We start from the raw sequence: 20,863 nt of genomic DNA, 5'->3' as shown, positions 1-20,863 counted from the left end.
TATCCCATCAGATTACAAGATAATCTTCTCTTGTAGAGCTGTTTTCCAGTGAGTAAACCTTGTTTTCTTTTATCACAAAAAGCCTCTGCACGAACACGTCGACTTTTTCGCCCTGGCGCACCATTGGCTCATCCAGGCCTCGTTTTGCCGTCAGCGTAACATCTCCGACTTTCACTTCCAGCTCAAAATAGCTTCCACGGAAAGCCACTCGTTCGACTTCTGCCCCGGATGCGGAGCTTTTGTACTTCTGTACCTCTGTCTTTCTGGTGACTTTGACAAACTCCGGACGGATGATCGCGTATTCGGCCCCTGGAATGTCCTCAAAATATTTGAACATCTGATAATCTTTTACAACAGCTGCCTGTCCGAAGAAAGATGCGCTGAATGCAGTTTCCGGACTCTGATATACCTCGACCGGGCTTCCCTTCTGTTCGATGTGGCCTCTGTTTGTGATGATGATCTCATCTGCCACCTCGATCGCCTCATCCTGGTCATGCGTCACGAAGATACTGGTAATCCCCAGCTGTTCGATCATATCTTTGAGCCAGGTACGGAGTTCCTGACGGATCTTGGCATCGATCGCCGCAAATGGCTCATCGAGGAGGAGAAGCTGCGGATTCGGAGCAAGTGCTCTCGCAAAAGCAACTCTCTGTCTCTGCCCACCGGAAAGCTGGCTTGGATATCTTTTTTCCAGACCCTTAAGGCCTACCAGCTCGATCAGTTCCATAACTCTGCTTTTGATGTATTTTTTGTCTGCTTTCTGGATTTTCAGGCCAAAAGCAACGTTGTCGTATACGGTCATATAGCGGAACAGCGCATAACTCTGGAATACGAATCCGATCCCGCGCTCACTTGCCGGAATGTCGTTGACTACTTTTCCATCAATGATGATCTCGCCGCTGTCCGGCTGCTCCAGACCTGCGATCATACGCAGGATCGTGGTCTTTCCACTTCCACTCGGACCCAGAAGACCGATCAGTTTTCCTTTCTCGATTCCAAAAGAAACATGGTCGGATGCTTTATAATCTCCAAAAGTTTTGTTGATATCCTTTAATTCGACGTACATTTAGACTTCCCCCTCTTTTTTTCCTCTGTGCTCCATCACGCTGCGGATGATCAGAAGGATCACCGCCATGATCACCAGGATCGAAGATACCGCAAATGCTGGCACATACTGAAATTCATTGAATAAGATCTCCACATGTAGCGGCAGTGTGTTGGTCAGGCCGCGAAGATGTCCGGACAGAACGGAAACCGCTCCGAACTCTCCCATTGCTCTCGCTGTACATAATACGATTCCATACAGGAGTGCCCATTTGATATGTGGAAATGTAATTTTAGAAAAAATCGTCCAGCCTTTCGCGCCCATCAGTGCGGCCGCCTCTTCTTCATCTGTTCCAATGGATTCCAGTACAGGAAGAAGCTCACGGAACACAAATGGAAAAGTAACAAATACCGTTGCAAGAACGATACCTGGAACTGCAAAGACGATCTGGATATTCGCCTTCTGCAGATACGGATAAAGGATGCTCTGTTTTCCAAAGATCAGAAGGTAAATAAGACCGGCAATGATTGGTGAGACTGTGACCGGAACATCGATCAGCGTCGTGAGCAGTTTTTTGCCCTTAAACTGAAATCTCGTGACTGCCCAGGCTGCACATAATCCAAGAACGGTGTTGCATACGACTGCGATCACGGTTGCTTTCAGTGTCAGCATCAATGCGGCGATCGTATAGGAGTCTGTCACCGCTTCTACATAGACTTCCCAGCCTTTTTTGAGAGCTTCTGTGACTACGACAAACAGCGGGAGTACCAGCATCACAAAAAGAAATAAAACGCTGATCCCGATCAGAAGATATTTTACGATCTTTGATTCATTTTCTCTGTTTTTCATCAGACGTTGCCTCCTCTCAGTCTTTTTGAATTGCGTGCCTGCATCAGATTCATCAGAAACAGGATGAGGAACGATGCGATCAGCATGACGAGAGCGATCGAAGTTGCGCTTTTGTAATCGAATTCCTGAAGTTCTGACATGATGATGAGTGGTGTGATCTCAGTCTCGTAAGGTCTGTTTCCTGCGATAAATACAACGCTTCCGTATTCTCCAAGGCAGCGTCCGAACGCCAGTCCTGTACCGGTAAGAAGCGGAGGAAGAAGTTCCGGAAGAATGACTCTTCGAAAAATATATCCAGGCTTCGCACCCATGACTCTTGCTGCTTCTTCATAAGAACCGTCCAGCTTTTCAAGGACTGGCTGCACTGCTCTTGCGACAAACGGAATTCCTACAAAGATCAGTGCAAATGTGATCCCAAGTTTCGTGTAGGCGATCTTGATGCCGAATTTTGCAAAAAAACTTCCGATGAGTCCCTGGTCTGATGTCAGGGAAGTCAAAGAGATGCCGGCAACTGCGGTCGGCAGCGCGAATGGAAGTTCGATCATACCGTCCATGATCCGTTTGCCCGGGAATTCATAGCGTACCAGAACCCACGCAAGGATCAGTCCCATCACGGCGTTGACAAGGGATGCGCCCAGTGCGGTGATAAAGCTGACATAAAAACTGGACAGGACTCTCTTTCTTGTAATGACCTCAAAAAATTCTCTCAGCCCAAGTTGCGAAGAATACACAACAAGAGAAGCCAGCGGGATCAGAACCACGATACTGAGCATGGTGATCGTCACACCCATGGTCAGTCCGAATCCCGGAATTACTCTTTTTTTGCTTTTTTTCATAATCGTTCACCTCGTATTTTAGTTGCCGTAGATCTGATCAAAGATCCCGCTGTCTGCAAAATGTTTCTCCTGCACTTCCTGCCAGCCGCCAAAATCGTCGATCGTTTTTAACTCCATTGTAAGGTCAAACACATCGCTGTATTCCTTCAGGATCTCCTCGTTGACCGGACGGTAATAATTTTCTGCTGCGATCCTCTGTGCATCATCGGAATAAAGATAGTTCAGATATTCTTTTGCGATGTCCTCTGTGCCGCGGTTCTCTGCCACTTCGTGGACCACTGCCACAGACGGCTGTGCCAGTACACTGATGCTCGGGTTGATGATCTCAAATTCATCCGGATCATCCTGTACAGAAAGAAATGCTTCATTTTCCCAGGCGATCAGGACATCTCCCTGTCCGTTCTCCACGAAGGAAGTGGTCGCGCTTCTTGCACCGGAATCCAGAACAAGTACATTCTGGTATAATTTTTTGATAAATTCTTCCATCTTGTCTTCCTGGTTATTATAAGCTTTCTGTGCATATGCCCAGGCTGCCAGATAGTTCCAGCGGGCTCCACCGGAAGTCTTCGGGTTTGGTGTGATCACATCAACATCGTCACGGATCAGATCATCCCAGTCCTGAATATTTTTCGGATTGCCTTTTCTTACCAGAAATACGATCGTGGAAGTGTAGGGAGCACTGTCGTCCGGAAGTTCTTCTTTCCATCCTTCATCGATCATTCCTGCATCCTGGATCGCATTGATATCATATTCCAGTGCCAGTGTCACCACATCTGCCTGCAGGCCGTTGATGACTTCCAGTGCCTGTTTGCCGGAACCGCCGTGGGACTGGATCACGTCCACATCCTGACCGGTCTCTTCCTTCCAGTGTTCCTGAAAGATCTTGTTATAAGATTCATACAGTTCCCTCGTTGGATCGTAGGAAACATTGATAATATGTACATCGGATCCTGCCCCTGCATCGTAGGAACAGACTCCGGTAAAAGCTGCAATTCCAAGTACTGCTGCCAGACACAGGCTTCTCAGTTTTTTCTTTGTCATTTCTGCCACTCCCTGTTGTTTTCTTATTTTACGTTAAAGGCATTATATACCAATAAACATACTTTTTAAATATGTTTTTTAGAAAACGTTTGCACAGATGTTTCTCCGGCACTGGTCGGGCATTGATCAGGCAGCAAAAAAGACCGCCAACACAGCACCTGTTCCCCTGTACGCCAGGAGTTACAGCCGTCTGTATTGATGGTCTTTTTTATTTTATATTTTTATTTCTGTTCATCGTAAGTGTCAAGGAAATTGTGTCTCACGCCATCCTGCTTGTATCCGATGACGGTATTCAGGTTGACATTCTCCACGCTTCGGAAAATATTATATTCAATGACCGGATCCTTCTTGGCAAGTTCATGGATCAGTTCCTTGATCTCCGCACGCTTGGAGCCCTTCTCAGTACCGCCGCAGGATGCACAGTGCTCTGTAAAGCGGCATGCACACTGGATGAAATGAAGGTCATTGTAATTCGCCCAGTGAATGATATCTGCCTCACGGATCAGATACAGCGGGCGGATCAGCTCCATTCCCTCAAAGTTCGTACTGTGAAGCTTCGGCATCATGGTCTGGACCTGTGCGCCATAGAGCATTCCCATCAGGATCGTCTCGATGACATCATCATAGTGGTGTCCGAGCGCGATCTTGTTGCAGCCCAGTTCTTTGGCTTTGCTGTAGAGATAACCTCTTCTCATTCTCGCGCAGAGATAGCATGGTGACTGTTCTTCTGCTGCAACGATATTAAAAATATCCGACTCAAAAACTGTGATCGGCACATTCAGGATCTTTGCATTATCCTTGATCGTCTGATAATTGATTTCATTATAGCCCGGGTTCATTACCAGGAAAACAACCTCAAAGTTCTTCTTGCCGTGGCGGGAAAGCTCCTGAAACAGCTTCGCCATCAGCATGGAGTCCTTGCCGCCTGAGATACAGACTGCGATCTTGTCTCCGTCCTGCACAAGCTCGTACTCACGGATCGCCTTGGTAAATCTCCTCCAGATCGGCTTGCGGAATTTCTTGATGATGCTGCGCTCGATGTCCTTTGTGCGCTGTTCTGCCGCATTGTGATCCGCTATCATTTTGCTGAGTTTGATCTTGAGCCATGCGCGGTAGCCGTTCTTGATGCTGTATACTTCATACCCCTGTTCATTCAGTTCCTGCGCAATTTCCTCACTCTTCTGCCCGGTATAACAGAGCAGGTAAACCGGACAGTCCTTGCGGATCTCGTCCATATGCTCTTCTAATTCTTCCCAGTAGATGTTGACAGCCCCCGGATAGGTTTCCTTGTCAAAATCTGCCTTGTCACGGATGTCTATGATCTGTTTTTCCCTTGTATCTTCCTGTAATTCTTCAATCGTTCTAATACACATATGCTTCTTCCTTAATAAAAAATTTCTTATATACAGTAATCGCTCCAGGTGCTCTCGGAAACGTGGGAGCAGCTGTTCCTGATCATCAGGTGACCGGAAAGTTCCATACGCACGACACCGCTGTGTCCGCCTTTCATGCGGTCGAGAAGAAGGTAGAGGGCAAATTTCCCCATCTCTTCCTTCGGAAGTCCTGCAGTTGTCAGCATCGGCTTCGTGTACTGCGCTTCCTCGATATCGTCACTCGCTATGATCGACGGCGTAAAATAAAGATTCCTGCAGCGTCCCAGATATTTCAGCATTCCGACAGCCGTAATGTCATTGGCGCAGTAGATTCCTGTCGGACAGTCGTCAGACTTAAGAAGCTGCTCCATCGCTTCGTAGCCTTCCTTCTCTGTCTGGTTCGTCTCCACGACATACTCCGGGATCACATCCAGGTTATTTCTCTTAAGAGTGTCCAGATAGCCATTGTAACGGTCCTCGTTTCGACAGTTTCCGACATACCCGATATTCCGGTGCCCCAGTGAGATCAGATGTTCCACTGCCATCGCCGCGATCTTTCTGCCGTCACACAACACTTCATCCACCTCATAATTGGTGGAATTACGGTTGACTGACACTACGCTCCGGTATTTCTGATTTAGTTTCTTAAGGGCCACAGGATTGCATCGGCCGATCACGATCAAGCCGTCCTGTTTTCCCTCCGTCTCAGTATACATTCCCTGGATGATCTGGTCAAGATTTTCCCGCCGGCATTTTCGGTCATCGGAAAAAAGCGGCATATACCAGACTTTGGAGAGGATGCAGTTGTGCTCGTGAATCTCGCTCTCCACCACGCGGAGAAGCTCTGTGAAAAAAGGATCCGTCCTTGACTCATCAGTTCTTGTCATCAGTACATTAACGTACCAGATCCGGCTGTCTCTGGACTGCCTGCCTTTTTTGAGATTTCTTGCCGCCTCGTTTGGGACGTAATTCATTTCCATGGCGATCGCCCAGACTTTTTCCCGAAGGCCGGGAATCGAACATTTGTAGTCAGGACGGTTAAGGATTCTGGAAACGGTTGAGATAGATACTCCTGCTTTTTCTGCAATCTTTTTGATAGACATATGTGTATTTCCTCTTGAAGTCGATAAAAAAACCGGAGGCCAGGGCATCGCCTCAAACCTCCAGAGTTTTTCAGATATAGTACATTTCCTGTTTTTCGTAATGATCGGAATAATATCCGCTCATTTGTGCCAAAGTCAAGTTTGACAGAATCTGATCGAGTTCCTGATTGACGGTATCCACCACCAGCTTCTGAATCGTATCTGAGATTCCTTTATAGCTGTTTTCCGCCACAACATCCTCATCTTCGAGGTGGTAGCTTCCTTCGAGAGCTTCCACCACGGATGCAACAGTGATCTCGTCAGCAGCCTTCGCCAGATTATATCCTCCCTGGGAGCCTTTGACACTTTTTACTATGCCTGTTCTGCGGAACGAGGCAAATATGTGTTCCAGAAACTGCAGAGAAATGTCATTTCTCTCAGCTATGGTTTTCAGGGCTACCGGTGTGCTGGACGGCTGTGCAGCCAGGTCCATCAGCGCAGTGAGACCATATCTGGTTTTTTTGCAAAATTTCAATTACTGGATTGCCTTGAAAGCTTCATCCAGATCCTGGATGATATCGTCGATGTTTTCCGTTCCGATGGAAAGACGAATCGTGTTCGGTTTGATACCCTGATCCAGAAGCTCTTCTTCTGTGCACTGGCTGTGGGTGGTGGTTGCCGGATGGATAACCAGTGATTTAACATCTGCTACGTTTGCAAGCAGAGAGAACAGTTCCAGGTTGTCGATAAAGTCTTTGGCTGTCTGTGCATCTCCCTTGATCTCGAATGTGAAGATAGATCCACCGCCATTCGGGAAGTATTTTGCATACAGAGCTTTCTGGCTCTCATCATCTGTTACGGACGGATGATGTACTTTCTCTACCATTGGGTGATTGTTCAGGTACTGAACAACTTTGAGTGCGTTCTCTACATGACGCTCTACACGCAGGGACAGTGTCTCAAGACCCTGAAGGAAGATGAAGGAGCTTACTGGAGAGATCGTTGCACCTGTGTCACGAAGAAGGATCGCACGGATCTTTGTAACAAATGCAGCCGGTCCGCATGCTTTTGTGAAGCTGATTCCATGGTAGCTCGGGTTTGGCTCTGTCAGGGACGGGAATTTACCGGAAGCTTCCCAGTCGAATTTGCCACCTTCTACGATGACACCACCGATTGTTGTTCCATGTCCTCCGATGAATTTGGTTGCGGAATGAACAACGATGTCTGCACCGTACTCGATCGGTCTTACAAGGTATGGTGTTGCGAATGTGTTATCTACAACGAGCGGGATCTGATGTCTGTGAGCGATCTCAGCGCAAGCTTCAACATCAACAACGTCAGAGTTCGGGTTTCCAAGAGTCTCGATGTAAAGTGCTTTGGTGTTGTCCTGGATAGCATTCTCTACTTCTTCAAGATTGAAGATGTCTACGAATGTTGTTGTGATTCCATATGCCGGAAGGGTATGCTCCAGAAGGTTTGTTGTTCCACCGTAGATGTTCTTTGCTGCTACGATGTGGTCTCCGTTCTGTGCAAGGTTCTCAATCGTGTATGTAATTGCTGCTGCACCGGAAGCTACTGCAAGTGCTGCTGTACCGCCTTCAAGTGCTGCGATTCTCTTCTCAAAAACGTCCTCTGTCGGGTTTGTCAGACGTCCGTAGATGTTACCTGCATCTGCAAGTCCGAAACGAGCTGCTGCATGATCGCAGTTACGGAATACATAAGAAGATGTCTGGTAGATCGGAACTGCTCTTGCATCGGTAACCGGATCCGGCTGTTCCTGTCCTACGTGAAGCTGAAGTGTTTCAAATTTGAATTTTCTGTTTTCTCTTGTGATCTTTTCGCCCATAATAATCTGATCCTCTTTTCTGTTTTTTTGATTTTTTGTGGGGGAAGGAAGAAACTCTTCCTTCCGACTGCCTATTGTATATGAAATTTCTTACTCTGTAAACAGTGCTGTTGAGTAATATCTGTCACCTGTATCCGGAAGAAGTGCTACGATCGTCTTTCCTTTGTTTTCCGGACGTTTGGCAAGTTCGATCGCTGCGTAGAGAGCTGCTCCTGAGGAGATACCTACGAGAACGCCTTCTTTCTTGGCAAGAAGCTTCGCTGTTGTGAAGCATACTTCGTTGTCGATCGGCATGATCTCATCATAAACCTGTGTGTTGAGGACTTCCGGAACGAATCCGGCTCCGATACCCTGGATCTTGTGCGGACCGCCTTTTCCTTCGGAAAGTACCGGGGAAGTTGCAGGCTCTACTGCTACGATCTTGATGTCCGGGTTCTGTTCTTTGAGGTATTCACCTGTTCCTGTAAGTGTTCCGCCTGTGCCGACACCGGCTACGAAGATGTCTACCTTTCCGTCTGTGTCGTTCCAGATTTCAGGACCTGTGGTTGCTTTGTGTACTGCCGGGTTTGCCGGGTTTACGAACTGTCCCGGGATGTAGCTGTTCGGGATTTCTTTGGCAAGTTCGTCTGCTTTGGCGATCGCACCTTTCATTCCCTTGGCTCCCTCTGTCAGAACCAGTTCTGCGCCGTATGCTTTCAGGATGTTTCTACGTTCAATACTCATGGTCTCCGGCATAGTGAGGATGATTCTGTATCCTTTCGCTGCTGCGATGGATGCAAGACCGATTCCTGTGTTTCCGGATGTCGGCTCGATGATCACGGATCCTTCCTTGAGGATTCCTTTTGCTTCAGCATCCTCGATCATCGCTTTGGCGATTCTGTCCTTGACGCTTCCTGCCGGGTTGAAGTACTCGAGTTTCACAAGGATGGTTGCTTCCAGTCCGAGTTCCTTCTCTACATTTGTTACTTCTACAAGTGGAGTGTTTCCGATCAGTCCAAGTGTTCCTTTATAAATGTTTGCCATGGTGTTTACCGCCTTTCTGTTTTCTTATTTATTCGTGTCTGTTTTTATTAACATACCTCTTTGATATGTTTAGTATGTTATTCCTTTTTACCCGAAATGTCAATAGGTTTTTGGAAAAAAATTGAACTTTTTTTCGCAGTATTGTATAATCCATTTATACGCGGAAAATAAACCTTTAGGAGAATGCATTTTATGAATCAGCAAACAGATAAAGCGATCCTGGTCGTGAGCTTCGGAACCAGTTATGAAGCCTCCAGAAAAGCTACCATAGAAAAGATCGAGCAGGATATTGCCGATGCTTTTGGCGATCATCGAATCTATCGTGCATGGACCAGCAAGATGATCATTTCTGTTCTTAAGAAAAGGGACAATTATATCGTTCCTACGGTAAAAGAAGCCCTGGAACAGATGATCGCAGACGGGATCCGGGAAGTGGCTGTGCAGCCGACACATATCCTGGACGGTATCGAGAATCATGTTATGAAGGAAGAAGTTCTTTCTTATAAAGAATCTTTTGACAAAATTGTATTCGGTACTCCTCTTCTGACCTCACCGGAGGATGAGCAGAAAGCGATCGAAGCTGTAAATTCTGAATTTTCTGATCTGAAAGATCCGGAAGCCCTGGTACTTATGGGCCATGGAACCACGCATCAGGTTAATGTTGTTTATGCAGGACTGGATAAGAAGTTTAAAACTTCAGGACACTCCAACGTCTTTATCGGAACAGTGGAAGCAGAACCAACGATCCAGGATCTTGTCAGAGAGGTATCTGCTTTCCAGCCATCCAAGATCTATATGACACCGTTTATGATCGTGGCGGGTGATCATGCACACAATGATATGGCTGGAGATTCCCCGAATTCCTGGGTCTGTCAGTTTAAAGAAGCCGGATTTGAAGTCTGTCCTGTTTTGAAGGGACTTGGCGAATATCCGGGAATCCGTGCGATGTTTGTGGAGCATGCACGTGAGGCGATTACTTCTATGTAATATTTCAGCATCAAAAAAGTCTGGACATCAAGACTTATAAAATCTCGAATGTCCAGACTTTTTTTAATTCTTCTGACTCTTCTTACATATCTGAATCCCGATAAGCAGAAGCACCGGGAACACGATCGCCGCGAGGATTCCCATCCTCAGATTATTACCCACACTGCTGGATACGAAACCGGCAAGTGTCGGACCGCCGGAGCAGCCGAGGTCTCCTGCGAGAGCAAGTAATGCAAACATTGCGGTACCGCCGCCTCTGATGGATGCCGACGCAATGCTGAACGTTCCCGGCCACATGATCCCTACGGAAAATCCGCAGACAGCACAGCCGATGAGACTGAGCATAAAACCCGCAGACAGCCCAGCCGATGAGACTGAGCATCGGAACCGGAACGAAAGCGATGCAGAGATAAGAGATCACGCAGAGAATGCTGCTGTAGATCATAAAACGTTTCAGATCGATCTTCTCTCCGTATTTCCCATAAAGAAGTCTTGCAAGTCCCATCAGGACTGCAAATGCCATCGGACCCGCGAGGTCTCCGACCGTCTTGCTGACCTTCAGTCCTTCTTCTGCAAAAGTGGATGCCCACTGGCTCACTGCCTGTTCACTCGCTCCTGCACAGGTCATCATCAGCATCACGACCCAGAAGATCTTCATGGAGCAGAGTTCTCTGATAGAAAGTCCCTTCTCTCCTTCTTCATGCAGGGAATAGATCGGGGAAGTCAGAAATATGATTCCATTGAGCACCGGGATGACCGCCCAGATGCGTGCAAGGATCTTCCAGTTTGCGATTCCGAAGGTACTGAAGAAGATCGTGGAAATCAGAACGACTCCCACATGTCCCCAGCAATAAAACGAATGCAGAAGGCTCATTGCTTTTTCTTTGTTGTCTGTCGGGCAGGCCTCGATGATCGGGCTGATCAGTACCTCCAGAAGTCCGCCGCCGATTGCGTAGATCGCAACTGCGATCAGAATGCCGATAAACGGATCTGCCGTGACTTCCGGAAGGATCGTCAGCAAAAACAGACCGATCGCCGAACAGATATGCGCGATCGTTACCGATGCCTTATATCCGATCTTATCTACAAATCCGGCTGACAGAAGGTCGATCAGAAGCTGGATCATAAAGTTGATCGTGATCAGCAGCGTGATCTTTGACAGCGGGATCTGGTAGCTTTTCTGGAATGTTACGAACAGCAATGGAACAAAATTGTTGACGATTGCCTGCACGATGTATCCCACGAAACAGGCGTACATGGTTCTTTTGAATGATGGTCTCATACCTTTTCTCCTGTAAAATATAACTTAGAATTTTATCATAATATCTTTTCCAGAAAAATACCAGCCATATTTTGACCACTTTTTACGAAATCCTGACTTTCTTTAAGGAAAATCATTTCAAAACTGAATCCTGATTTCTCTCTTAATGGCCATCTGGCATCGGATATGACATGCAGCATATTTTCCGATGCGTGAATACATTTGCTCGCATAAGGTACCATTTGCTTTTTATGCTTTTCTTTCTATATATGACCAGCCTTGCGTAAAAAATACTTTTTTGTTACAATTGTAAACTTTTTAATTTTTTAAGTTGACAATTCGTACTCTTTCTTTTAAAATTGTAAACCATAAAGATTTTGGAGGTTTACAAATGTCAAAGACGAAAACTTTAATCTACTGCAGTCTTTTTACTGCGCTGATCGCGGCGGGGGCTTTTATCAAGATCCCGGTGCCGGTGGTTCCTTTTACTTTGCAGTATCTGTTTACGATGCTTGCAGGGCTGCTGCTTGGTTCGAAACGTGGAACGATCTCTGTCGTTGCCTACATGCTTCTGGGGCTTGCAGGGCTTCCGATCTTCTCTGAGGGCGGCGGTCTCTGGTATGTCTTTAAACCAAGTTTTGGCTATATCATTGGATTCTGTCTCGGAACTTACGTGACAGGACGTATCGCAGAACATCTGAAGAAAAAGACGATCTTCCGCTACCTGCTCGCAAACCTGGCGGGACTTATGATCGTCTATGCCTGCGGCATGATCTACTACTACGTGATCTGCAATTATGTGATCAACACACCGATCGGGATCTGGCCGCTCATCCTCTACTGCTTCCTTCTTGCAGTACCTGGTGACATCGCTTTAAGCATCCTTGGTGCCATCATTGCCAGACGTGTCCGTCCAGTCGTGATCCAGTACCTTTCTGATTCCAATACAACTTTATTACATACGGAGGAGACAGCAAAATGAACCCACTTACTTTAGCCCAGGAAATCATTGACGGACGCAGGATCACAAGAGAGGATGATCTTTCCTTCTTTCTCACCTGTGATCTGGATGAATTATGCGAAGGTGCAAACCGCATCCGCAAGGCCTGTATCGGAGACAAAGTAGACCTCTGCTCGATCATCAACGGACGCAGCGGCAGATGCCCGGAAGACTGTAAATACTGTGCACAGTCCGCACACCACCACACTTCCTGCGAAGTTTATGATTTTCTTCCGGAGGAAAAAATCCTTGAAGCCTGTAAGATGAACGAGTCCGAAGGTGTTGACCGTTTTTCCATCGTCACCGCCGGAAAAGCTCTGACAGGAAAAGAATTCGACCAGGCGATCCATGCCTATGAGACCATGCATAAAGAATACAAGATCGACCTCTGCGCTTCCATGGGATTTATCTCCGCAGAACAGCTTCACCGTCTTCACGAGGCAGGCGTGACCAGCTACCATCACAACATCGAGACCTCCCGCAGAAATTTCCCGAACATCTGCACCACACACACTTACGACATGAAGATCGAAACCCTCAAAAAAGTCAAAACCGAAGGCATGTGCGCCTGCTCCGGCGGCATCATCGGCATGGGTGAGACCTGGGAAGACCGTCTGGATATGGCGATCAGCCTTGCTGAACTTGGCATCGACTCCATCCCGATCAATGCTCTGATGCCGATCCCGGGAACGCCTCTGGAACATCTCCCGGAACTTTCTGAGCCGGATATCCTCCGTACGATCGCTTTCTTCCGCTATATCAACCCGGAGGCAAACATCCGTCTCGCCGCCGGACGCGCCCTTCTCACCAACGACGGAGAAACTGCATTCAAGGCCGGAGCCTCCGCTTCCATCACCGGAAACATGCTGACCACCGTTGCCTGCGCGACGATCCGAAGCGACCGCAAGATGCTCGCTGACATGGGACGTGACGTGACTCCTGAATACTGGAAGGAAGTGTAAAATAAAAATGAGCAAAGCAATTTTTCTCACCGGAACCGGTACAGATATCGGCAAAACCTTCATCGCCGGACTGATCGTAAAAAAACTTGCACAGGCGGGCAAGAATCCTGCCTATTACAAGGCAGCCATGAGCGGAAATGACCGCCGCCCAGACGGAAGCCTGATCCCGGGCGATGCACTTTTTGTCCGGCAGATGTCCGGTATCTCACAGCCGCTTGGCGAAATGTGCCCTTATGTATATGAAAATGCCTGGTCACCACACCTTGCCTCCCGCGTGGAGGGAAATCCTGTTGACCTCGCTGTTGTCCACGAAGGTTTTACGAAAGTCGCTGAGAACTATGACTACATCACGATGGAAGGAAGCGGTGGGATCCTCTGCCCTCTCTGTTTTGATGAGCGCAAGATCCAGCTTGAAGATGTGATCCGGGAATTTGGACTTTCCAGTATCCTTGTCGCCGATGCCGGTCTTGGCACGATCAACAGTGTTGTCCTGACTTTTGAATATATGAAGACACACAACCTTCCGCTTAAGGGTATCATTTTTAATCATTACCATCCGGGAAACATCATGGAAGAAGATAATATTTTCATGTGTGAACATATGACAGGGCTTCCTGTGCTTGCAAAGGTACAGGACAATGCCACAGAACTTGAGACAGATGCAGATGTGCTGAGTGCACTTTATGACGAGGTGAAGATCAGATGATATGGTATCCTTATGAACAGATGAAAACAATGAAAGAGCCTTACAAGATCCTGGATGCAGAAGGCGTGCATCTCTACACCAAAGACCAGAAACTGATCGATTCGATTTCTTCCTGGTGGTGTATGATCCACGGCTACAAACACCCGGAACTGACCGCTGCCATCAAAGAACAGGCTGACCGTTTCTGCCATGTGATGCTCGGCGGTCTCACCCATGAGCCGGTAGAAAAACTTTCTGATAAGCTCCAGGAATTTCTTCCGGGTGACTTGGACTACTGCTTCTTTTCTGATTCCGGAAGCGTTGCGGTAGAAGTTTCCCTCAAGATGGCTCTCCAGTACAACACCAATCAGGGAAGAAAACGCCCCCTGGTGCTGGCTCTGGAACATGCCTACCACGGAGATACCTTCAAGGCAATGGAAGTCGGCGATGACGAAGATTATCATTTCGCTTTTGACAAAAAAGAAGGCGTTGTCCATATACCGACAGAGATCCCGGCGCTTGAGGAAGCATTTGAACTTTACCATGACAGGCTGAACTGCTTTATCGTAGAACCGCTCCTTCAGGGTGCCGGCGGCATGCGGATGTATAATATTTCTTTCCTGAAACGTGCCAGAGAACTGTGTGATCAGTATGATGTGCTTCTGATCTTTGACGAGGTTGCGACCGGATTTGGCCGTACCGGAAACCGCTTTGTGGCAGACCTTGTCCTTCCGGACATCCTGGTTCTCGGGAAAGCCCTGACCGGCGGTTATATCGGACATGCTGTCACGGTTGCAAACCACAAAGTCTTTGACGCTTTTTACAGCGACGATGACCGCCTTGCCCTGATGCACGGTCCGACCTTTATGGGAAATCCACTTGCCTGCGCCGTTGCACTTAAGGGAATCGAGATCTTTGAACGTGACGATTATATGAGCAAGATCCGGCATATCGAACAGATCTCCCGTCAGGAAATGGAAAATTTCTCTGACCCGCGCATCAAAGAAGTCCGCATCATGGGCGGCTGTACCTGCGTCGAAGTCCACGATTCCAAGACCCTGGAAGGCTTCCAGCAGTTTGCTTATGAGCGTGGTGTCTTCTGCAGACCCTTCTTAAACTATATGTATTCCATGGTTCCTTATGTGATCTCAGACGGGGAACTGATTCAGATCTTTGACGTAATGAAGGACTGGTTTCACTGAAACCAGCCCTTCTGTTTTACTTTTGTTTCTTTTTTCTCAGATATTCCAGAATAACCTCTATTTTGCGGATTGCATTTTTTTCGGCATTCTGATATTTCTGCACATCTTCGTTCCAGGAACCGTACTCTGGATCCTTGCGGTGGTCTTCAAGATCATAATGTTCTTTCAGATAACTTCCGAAATACCGGCTCAGTTTTTCTGCTCCGAGAACATTCAGATGATCGCCATTATCAAGGCTGTCTTTTTCCCAGTCAATCCCTAATTCCTCTGTCATCAGATTAAAATCAAGATATTCCGCACCATTCTGCTCTGCATAATCTGTCAGTGTATTATGCTTTGCATAATTATAGTTATTCGGAGACGGTGCACTGTACAGGATCACCGAAATTCCTTTTTCTCTGCACATTGCAAGCATTTTGTCCATGTAAGAGCGGACAGCCCGGGACATGTACTCTCTGCGCTCCGTTTTTTCCATGTAGCTGCCGCCGTCATAAGGCTCCACAATATCCCGGACAACAAACCCCTTATAGTAAACCTGCTGTTTTTCCGGGCCCATAAGCCAGTTCTGCCACATGCTGTGAAGCAGAAACACCGGAAAATAATAATTAACTGTCTGTGCAATCGTCTTACTGAACCCCTCTGCAGCATTCTGCGGTTGAAACATACTGTTCGTTTCGAATACAACAACCTTCGGTTCCTGCGTGCGCAGAGCTCTCCTGAGCATATAATAGGTTTCTTCCACTTCCTGTCCGGTCTGACCGCAGACAAACGAAGCAATTCCATTCTGTTTCCAGATCTCCAGCGGTGAAAATGTCGTATAGCTTTCGCTGTCTCCCAGAACAAGAACATCTATGCTGTTTTTCTTTTCATTCTGAATATTAAGCCAGGGTCTGTTTCTTGACTGTACAAACTCCGGATGTTTTTTTGCCATATTTACAAAGAAAGCAGACAGGATCAAAATCAGGCAGAGAAAAATTGCCAGAAACACTGCCGGTTTCTTTAAAGTTCTCATTTTCTGTTTAAAATCCTGCATAAATCAAATCAACCTGCTGATATCCTGTACCATAAGCACCTAACAGAAGTACTGCAAAAATCAGTCCATAATAAAGTATCCAGCGTACCGGAAGCTTCATCTCCTGCAGTTTATCCCAGTTCAGCAGTTTCCTTTCTTTTAATATATCTGCCACAGCGACAATAAGAATTCCAAAACCAACAGCTGCAAAATCTGCGGCGTTTAATCCCATTCCCAGAAGAGTTCCATCCCACAGTTTCTGTAGTTCAAACCCCTGAAAGATGCTTCGGAACATGTGAAATCCGGCTGCTGCACCTTCTGCCCTGAAAAACATTTCACCTGTAAAAATGATCATCCAGGTTTTCAGGATCTGCGGCACTCTCCAGTACAATGCGTGACAGTCCAGATGAAATCTTTCAAGAACCATCTCCCTGACCGGTGCAACTGCTTCTCCTGCCAGAAGGATTACAAAATAATACATTCCATAAAGAATATAATTCCACTGTGCACCATGCCACAGACCATTGCACATCCATACCGGGAACAAAGTCATTGCAAAGATTCCCATCTTGGTCAGATATTTCCCAACATGTTTCCGCGCAAAGTGGTTCCATTTCTTGACCAGCCCCGAAACCGAAACCGGATAAAAAACATATGCTTTCAGCCATGCGCCAAGTGTAATATGCCATCTTCTCCAGAATTCAGATGCATTTCCGGCAAAAAACGGCTGCCGGAAATTCTCCGGAAGATCCACACCAAAAAGGTTGCCGCTGCCGATCACGATATCCATACAGCCGGAAAATTCCATATAAAGCTGAAGCGTATATGCAATGGCGACAACCACGATCATAACACCATGATAGCTGGTATAATCGTCATAAATCGCTGCTACCAGAACAGAAAGTCTGTCCGCCACAACAATTTTTTTGAACAGTCCCCAGGCAATACGGATGATTCCCTTTGTAAGATTTTCGCTTCGAACCGGTCTGCACTCCCAGAGTGCATCTGCTGTATCATTCCAGCTGCTGATCGGTCCCTCCATGATCTGCGGAAAAAAGCCCAGGAAAAGGGCTACTTTGCCAAAATTATGTTCTGCTTTGATCCTGCCCCAGTAAACATCTGCCATATAGCCAATTGCCTCCAGCGTATAGAAAGAAATTCCTATCGGGATCAGAAGGTTCTGTGGGTTCAGATGAAAGCCGCTTCCTGATGCTGCAAAGATTCTGTTTATATTCTGTATAAAAAAATTACAGTACTTTAAATATGCCAGGATTCCAAGTAAAATAACAATCCCGGCTATAAGAACTCTTTTTTCTTTTGCTTTGTACTGTTTTTTTACGGCAGAACGTTCTTTGGAGGGAAGCCCTTTTGACCTGGCTTTTCCGGTTTCTTTGAGCTGCTCCATCCAGCGCCCTGCTCCGTAGACCAGTCCTGAAACCGCAATCAGATATCCCACAAGCCACTGGCTGAAGGACCAGAAAAAGATATATCCTGCAAGGATCAGAACTGCTCTGCGCATTTTTTGTGATGAAAAATGATATACAAGAACTACCAGCGGCAAAAACACAAACAGATATAACTCTGTATGATATGCCAATGCCATATCAGTTCTCCTGTAATCTCTGGATCATTTTCCACATAGCATCTGCGGAATTAAAGTTTTCCGGAACGATCTCAGATGCATCAATTTCAATTTCGAACTGATCTTCCAGCTCAGAAATAAGGCTGATCACTCCAAAAGAATCCAGAATACGGTCATCGATCAGGGCTGTTTCATCTTCCCAGTTTACAGTATCATCAATATCATTTAAAATTTCCAGTAAAGTTTCCATTATTATTTTTCCTCCATATTCCATTTATAGGTTTTGTATGCTTTTCTTACCTGTCTGAATCCATCTGTATTATTATACAGCATAATCTTCGGAAGGCTGTGGCTCAAGAACAGCAGCATGCCCTCCATGCAGGAGTAAGCTCCTGTCTTCTTAAATACCAGAACATCTCCCGGCTTCGGATCTGTAAGCGGCAGTTTCTGTACCATAATATCATTTACAGTGCAAAGGCTTCCGCAGATTGTCCAGTTCTTCTGTTCTCCCTGTCTCTCTTCGGCAAGAACTTCCATTGGTGGCTCATACATTCCTCTGATCTGTCCGTCATAATTAAGCTGATGGATTCCCCCATCTGTAATGCAGTAATTTCTGTCATCACTTGATTTGACATCCATGATCTTTGTAAGATAATATCCACAGTCCGCTGCAAAGGCTCTTCCCATCTCGAGAGTTACCCTTCCGGAGAAGTTCATCTGTTCCAGAGTCTGTACCAGCTCCAGGAGACCATCATCCCCGATTGCTTTGGATGGATCAAAATAAGGAACCGGCATTCCCGGACCATACTCCAGTTCTTCTGGTTCAAAATCATATTTCTGCTTCAGTTCAGTAAGAAAAACATCGAGTTTCTCCAGTTCCTTCTGGATCTTTCCGACAGAACGTTTCTGTGTGCCGGAAAAATAGTGAATCCCACGGATCTTAAGGAAAGGATAGTTCTGACGATTTTCAATAAGCTCTTCGATCGTCTTCTGATCCATTCCGAACTGATTGCCGCTTGTCAGTCTCGGAAACACTGAAATTTCCTGCCTGTGCTCCGCTGACCAGTTCTTAAGAAGTTCAAACTGCTGCAGAGATTCCGCTGTGTACATACAGGAATTCCCATATTTGTCCAGTACTGCATTCAGTTTTTCTGCTTTTTTGAGTACACCGGACACCAGAATTTTCTCCGGGGCAACTCCCTGTTCCTCGCAGATTGCAAACTCTCCCATCGAACATACTTCAATACGATCAACGATAGGCTCCATCACTTTTACAAGGAAAGGATTTGCCTTCATCGCATAACAGAGACCTGCTACTTTGCCAAGAGTATTCTGAAAACGTCTGGTTGTTTCCTGTAACTCTTCTTCATGGAACACATAAAGCGGTGTTCCAAATTCTGCTGCTTTTTTGAGCTCGTTTGTCTGCATTTCCATTAGCTCCATTCCTCTGCAAGATATTTACGGTCAATCTTGCCATTTTTGTTGAGAGGCATTTTGTCGATCTTTCGGATCTTTGCCGGAATCATATATACAGGGAGATAACGTTTCAGTTCCTGATGAACTTCTTTCTCCTCGCTGTCGCCAGTATAAAATCCCAGAAGTTTGTTGCGTTTTTTGTCAAACAGACAGCAGCATCTTGATACTCCGTCAAGTTTCTCAAAGGCTCTCTCGATTTCTTCCAGTTCGATACGATGTCCCATGTGTTTGATCTGGAAATCTTTTCTTCCTGCAAAATACAGATTCTCATCCTCTCCGTAGTAACCAAGGTCACCTGTCTTGTAATATCTTGCAGTTTCTCCTGTAGATGCAATGATTCCCTGTACAAATCTGCGTGCAGTCTCCTCTTCATTATGATAATAGCCATCTGCCAGAGACTCTCCTGCAACACAGATCTCACCTGTTTTGCCAGGTTCTGTAATCTCTGCGCCGGTATCATCAAGAAGAAATACAGTTCGTCCATTGAATGCCTTACCTGCCGGAATCACTTCGCCATCCTGGAATTCCCTCTGTACCGGATACCAGGTACAGTTACAGGTAATCTCTGATGGTCCGTACAGATTGACAAATTCGGTCTGTGGCAGAGCCTGCTGCCAGAGGCGCATCTGCTTCACCGGCATAACTTCGCCGCTGAACATGATCAGTCTTGCATCTTCCGGGATCTTATATTTCAGTCCCTTCAGAGAAGAGATCAGACACAGGGCAGAAACAGCCCAGACCATAACTGTAACCTTTTTGTCGCAGAGATAGTCGAGAAGCTTCGGCGGAAGTGCAAACAGACGCTTCGGAACCAGCACCAGCGTTGCTCCTGTTGTAATTGCGGAATAAATATCCTTGACCGAAACATCAAAATCAAACGGAGCCTGATTGCCAATGCGGTCCCTGTCCGTAATCTGAAACTGTTTCGTAAAATGACCAATAAAATCAATGACTGCCTGATGGCTGACTGCCACACATTTCGGTTTTCCGGTAGAACCTGATGTAAAAATACCATAAAGAAGATCTGTATTTTTTGCAAAAGAACGTCGTTCCATCAGTTTGTCCAGTTCCTGTACAGTAACTGCTTCATCAGATGGTTCCTCTTCCAGAAGATAGATCTGTCCCTGATAGCCGGCATCATCAAGCTGATGTCTGTATGTACTGTCTGTAATCACCAAATCTGTTTCAAGAACAGTAAGGATATCCTTAAGCCTTTCAAGCGGCTGTTCCGGATCGATCATTACATAAAAACATCCTGCATAAACAACGCCAAACATAGCGGATAAAATCTCGGAGCTTTTTTCGTGCAGGATTGCCACTGGTCTGCCTGGTTCTGTCCTGTTCAGGAAAGACAGACCAAAATGTCTCGCCCGGTTCAGAAGTTCCTGATAGGTAAACTGTTGATTTCCGTCATCCACTGCTGTTTTGTCCGGAAATTTCTCTGCTGTATTTTCCAGATATTTTAATATATTATCCATTGCCTATTCACCTGCCTTTACTCATATCATTTTTGCATAATAATATTACCTTTTTCTGAATAATTTCTTAATTTTTCTTAAGTTCACCTATTGTGCTACTTCAAATAAATTATATGAAAACCT

General features: G+C 46.3%; 19 protein-coding genes and 1 pseudogene. 5 read left to right on the top strand and 15 right to left on the bottom strand.

Annotated elements, in window-relative coordinates; translation table 11 throughout:
• Positions 1 to 7: 7 nt before the first annotated feature.
• The 9 genes from QZL69_RS01655 to cysK form a co-directional block, all read right to left on the bottom strand.
• Complete coding sequence (locus tag QZL69_RS01655; protein WP_022213489.1) at positions 8 to 1,066, bottom strand: sulfate/molybdate ABC transporter ATP-binding protein; 1,059 nt, start codon at positions 1,064 to 1,066, stop codon at positions 8 to 10.
• Complete coding sequence (gene cysW / locus QZL69_RS01650; RefSeq protein ID WP_022213488.1) at positions 1,067 to 1,894, bottom strand: sulfate ABC transporter permease subunit CysW; 828 nt, start codon at positions 1,892 to 1,894, stop codon at positions 1,067 to 1,069. It lies immediately after the preceding gene.
• Positions 1,894 to 2,730 (bottom strand): sulfate ABC transporter permease subunit CysT, encoded by an 837-nt coding sequence (cysT, locus tag QZL69_RS01645; protein ID WP_022213487.1) that lies wholly within the window; start codon positions 2,728 to 2,730, stop codon positions 1,894 to 1,896. Before cysT ends, cysW begins: the two co-directional genes overlap by 1 nt.
• Before the next feature lie 18 nt (positions 2,731 to 2,748).
• Positions 2,749 to 3,771, bottom strand: coding sequence for a sulfate ABC transporter substrate-binding protein (locus tag QZL69_RS01640; RefSeq protein ID WP_022213486.1), 1,023 nt, complete (start codon positions 3,769 to 3,771; stop codon positions 2,749 to 2,751).
• A 221-nt stretch (positions 3,772 to 3,992) separates the two neighbouring features.
• Positions 3,993 to 5,144, bottom strand: coding sequence for an ATP-binding protein (locus tag QZL69_RS01635; RefSeq protein WP_022213485.1), 1,152 nt, complete (start codon positions 5,142 to 5,144; stop codon positions 3,993 to 3,995).
• Between the two features lie 26 nt (positions 5,145 to 5,170).
• A complete protein-coding gene (locus tag QZL69_RS01630; protein WP_173906860.1) occupies positions 5,171 to 6,247 on the bottom strand; it encodes a LacI family DNA-binding transcriptional regulator in 1,077 nt (358 codons plus the stop codon).
• A 70-nt stretch (positions 6,248 to 6,317) separates the two neighbouring features.
• The gene (locus QZL69_RS01625; protein ID WP_118252613.1) at positions 6,318 to 6,761 is read right to left on the bottom strand and encodes an Rrf2 family transcriptional regulator; all 444 of its coding nucleotides are present in this window, start codon (positions 6,759 to 6,761) and stop codon (positions 6,318 to 6,320) included.
• Positions 6,762 to 8,072 (bottom strand): O-acetylhomoserine aminocarboxypropyltransferase/cysteine synthase family protein, encoded by a 1,311-nt coding sequence (locus QZL69_RS01620; protein ID WP_022213482.1) that lies wholly within the window; start codon positions 8,070 to 8,072, stop codon positions 6,762 to 6,764. It abuts the gene before it with no gap.
• A 90-nt stretch (positions 8,073 to 8,162) separates the two neighbouring features.
• Complete coding sequence (gene cysK / locus QZL69_RS01615) at positions 8,163 to 9,095, bottom strand: cysteine synthase A (protein WP_022213481.1); 933 nt, start codon at positions 9,093 to 9,095, stop codon at positions 8,163 to 8,165.
• A 192-nt stretch (positions 9,096 to 9,287) separates the two neighbouring features.
• Between cysK and QZL69_RS01610 the strand changes: the two genes are divergently transcribed.
• Positions 9,288 to 10,082: a sirohydrochlorin cobaltochelatase gene (locus tag QZL69_RS01610; RefSeq protein WP_022213480.1), complete on the top strand. Its 795-nt coding sequence runs from the start codon at positions 9,288 to 9,290 to the stop codon at positions 10,080 to 10,082.
• 63 nt (positions 10,083 to 10,145) lie between these two features.
• Here the strand turns inward: QZL69_RS01610 and QZL69_RS01605 are convergent.
• A pseudogene (locus QZL69_RS01605) lies at positions 10,146 to 11,364 on the bottom strand (MFS transporter).
• 370 nt (positions 11,365 to 11,734) lie between these two features.
• Here QZL69_RS01605 and QZL69_RS01600 point away from each other — a divergent pair.
• From QZL69_RS01600 to bioA, 4 genes are read left to right on the top strand one after another with little or no spacing between them, the layout of a single operon-like run.
• Positions 11,735 to 12,325, top strand: a complete 591-nt coding sequence (locus QZL69_RS01600) for a biotin transporter BioY (protein ID WP_022213478.1) — start codon at positions 11,735 to 11,737, stop codon at positions 12,323 to 12,325.
• Entirely contained in the window at positions 12,322 to 13,305 is a 984-nt protein-coding gene (bioB, locus tag QZL69_RS01595) for a biotin synthase BioB (RefSeq protein ID WP_022213477.1), read from the top strand. Before QZL69_RS01600 ends, bioB begins: the two co-directional genes overlap by 4 nt.
• 7 nt (positions 13,306 to 13,312) lie before the next feature.
• Positions 13,313 to 14,011, top strand: a complete 699-nt coding sequence (bioD, locus tag QZL69_RS01590) for a dethiobiotin synthase (RefSeq protein ID WP_022213476.1) — start codon at positions 13,313 to 13,315, stop codon at positions 14,009 to 14,011.
• Complete coding sequence (gene bioA / locus QZL69_RS01585) at positions 14,008 to 15,192, top strand: adenosylmethionine--8-amino-7-oxononanoate transaminase (RefSeq protein WP_022213475.1); 1,185 nt, start codon at positions 14,008 to 14,010, stop codon at positions 15,190 to 15,192. Before bioD ends, bioA begins: the two co-directional genes overlap by 4 nt.
• 16 nt (positions 15,193 to 15,208) lie before the next feature.
• On the opposite strand, the gene QZL69_RS01580 is transcribed toward bioA, so the two are convergent.
• From QZL69_RS01580 to QZL69_RS01560, 5 genes are read right to left on the bottom strand one after another with little or no spacing between them, the layout of a single operon-like run.
• Positions 15,209 to 16,225, bottom strand: coding sequence for a hypothetical protein (locus tag QZL69_RS01580; protein ID WP_022213474.1), 1,017 nt, complete (start codon positions 16,223 to 16,225; stop codon positions 15,209 to 15,211).
• Positions 16,212 to 17,807 (bottom strand): MBOAT family O-acyltransferase, encoded by a 1,596-nt coding sequence (locus QZL69_RS01575; protein WP_022213473.1) that lies wholly within the window; start codon positions 17,805 to 17,807, stop codon positions 16,212 to 16,214. Before QZL69_RS01575 ends, QZL69_RS01580 begins: the two co-directional genes overlap by 14 nt.
• 1 nt (position 17,808) lies before the next feature.
• The gene (locus QZL69_RS01570; RefSeq protein ID WP_022213472.1) at positions 17,809 to 18,036 is read right to left on the bottom strand and encodes a phosphopantetheine attachment site; all 228 of its coding nucleotides are present in this window, start codon (positions 18,034 to 18,036) and stop codon (positions 17,809 to 17,811) included.
• A 2-nt stretch (positions 18,037 to 18,038) separates the two neighbouring features.
• Entirely contained in the window at positions 18,039 to 19,214 is a 1,176-nt protein-coding gene (locus QZL69_RS01565) for a diaminopimelate decarboxylase family protein (protein WP_173905570.1), read from the bottom strand.
• Between the two features lie 5 nt (positions 19,215 to 19,219).
• Positions 19,220 to 20,740 carry an amino acid adenylation domain-containing protein gene (locus QZL69_RS01560; protein ID WP_022213470.1) on the bottom strand — a complete coding sequence of 507 codons (1,521 nt, stop codon included), beginning with the start codon at positions 20,738 to 20,740 and terminating at the stop codon, positions 19,220 to 19,222.
• Positions 20,741 to 20,863 lie beyond the last annotated feature (123 nt).

This window comes from Blautia sp. CAG:237 (assembly GCF_000436615.1).
In the GTDB taxonomy this organism is placed as follows: Bacteria; Bacillota; Clostridia; order Lachnospirales; family Lachnospiraceae; genus Blautia_A; species Blautia_A intestinihominis.
The sequence above is the reverse complement of the archived record's forward strand: the minus strand, read 5'-3'. Positions and strand labels throughout refer to the sequence as shown.

What these genes read in the sequence shown, in the direction of transcription:
- QZL69_RS01655 (WP_022213489.1), bottom strand. Translation starts at nt 1,066, where the DNA reads ATGTACGTCGAATTAAAGGATATCAACAAAACTTTTGGAGATTATAAA.
- cysW (WP_022213488.1), bottom strand. Translation starts at nt 1,894, where the DNA reads ATGAAAAACAGAGAAAATGAATCAAAGATCGTAAAATATCTTCTGATC.
- cysT (WP_022213487.1), bottom strand. Translation starts at nt 2,730, where the DNA reads ATGAAAAAAAGCAAAAAAAGAGTAATTCCGGGATTCGGACTGACCATG.
- QZL69_RS01640 (WP_022213486.1), bottom strand. Translation starts at nt 3,771, where the DNA reads ATGACAAAGAAAAAACTGAGAAGCCTGTGTCTGGCAGCAGTACTTGGA.
- QZL69_RS01635 (WP_022213485.1), bottom strand. Translation starts at nt 5,144, where the DNA reads ATGTGTATTAGAACGATTGAAGAATTACAGGAAGATACAAGGGAAAAA.
- QZL69_RS01630 (WP_173906860.1), bottom strand. Translation starts at nt 6,247, where the DNA reads ATGTCTATCAAAAAGATTGCAGAAAAAGCAGGAGTATCTATCTCAACC.
- QZL69_RS01620 (WP_022213482.1), bottom strand. Translation starts at nt 8,072, where the DNA reads ATGGGCGAAAAGATCACAAGAGAAAACAGAAAATTCAAATTTGAAACA.
- cysK (WP_022213481.1), bottom strand. Translation starts at nt 9,095, where the DNA reads ATGGCAAACATTTATAAAGGAACACTTGGACTGATCGGAAACACTCCA.
- QZL69_RS01610 (WP_022213480.1), top strand. Translation starts at nt 9,288, where the DNA reads ATGAATCAGCAAACAGATAAAGCGATCCTGGTCGTGAGCTTCGGAACC.
- QZL69_RS01600 (WP_022213478.1), top strand. Translation starts at nt 11,735, where the DNA reads ATGTCAAAGACGAAAACTTTAATCTACTGCAGTCTTTTTACTGCGCTG.
- bioB (WP_022213477.1), top strand. Translation starts at nt 12,322, where the DNA reads ATGAACCCACTTACTTTAGCCCAGGAAATCATTGACGGACGCAGGATC.
- bioD (WP_022213476.1), top strand. Translation starts at nt 13,313, where the DNA reads ATGAGCAAAGCAATTTTTCTCACCGGAACCGGTACAGATATCGGCAAA.
- bioA (WP_022213475.1), top strand. Translation starts at nt 14,008, where the DNA reads ATGATATGGTATCCTTATGAACAGATGAAAACAATGAAAGAGCCTTAC.
- QZL69_RS01580 (WP_022213474.1), bottom strand. Translation starts at nt 16,225, where the DNA reads ATGCAGGATTTTAAACAGAAAATGAGAACTTTAAAGAAACCGGCAGTG.
- QZL69_RS01575 (WP_022213473.1), bottom strand. Translation starts at nt 17,807, where the DNA reads ATGGCATTGGCATATCATACAGAGTTATATCTGTTTGTGTTTTTGCCG.
- QZL69_RS01570 (WP_022213472.1), bottom strand. Translation starts at nt 18,036, where the DNA reads ATGGAAACTTTACTGGAAATTTTAAATGATATTGATGATACTGTAAAC.
- QZL69_RS01565 (WP_173905570.1), bottom strand. Translation starts at nt 19,214, where the DNA reads ATGCAGACAAACGAGCTCAAAAAAGCAGCAGAATTTGGAACACCGCTT.
- QZL69_RS01560 (WP_022213470.1), bottom strand. Translation starts at nt 20,740, where the DNA reads ATGGATAATATATTAAAATATCTGGAAAATACAGCAGAGAAATTTCCG.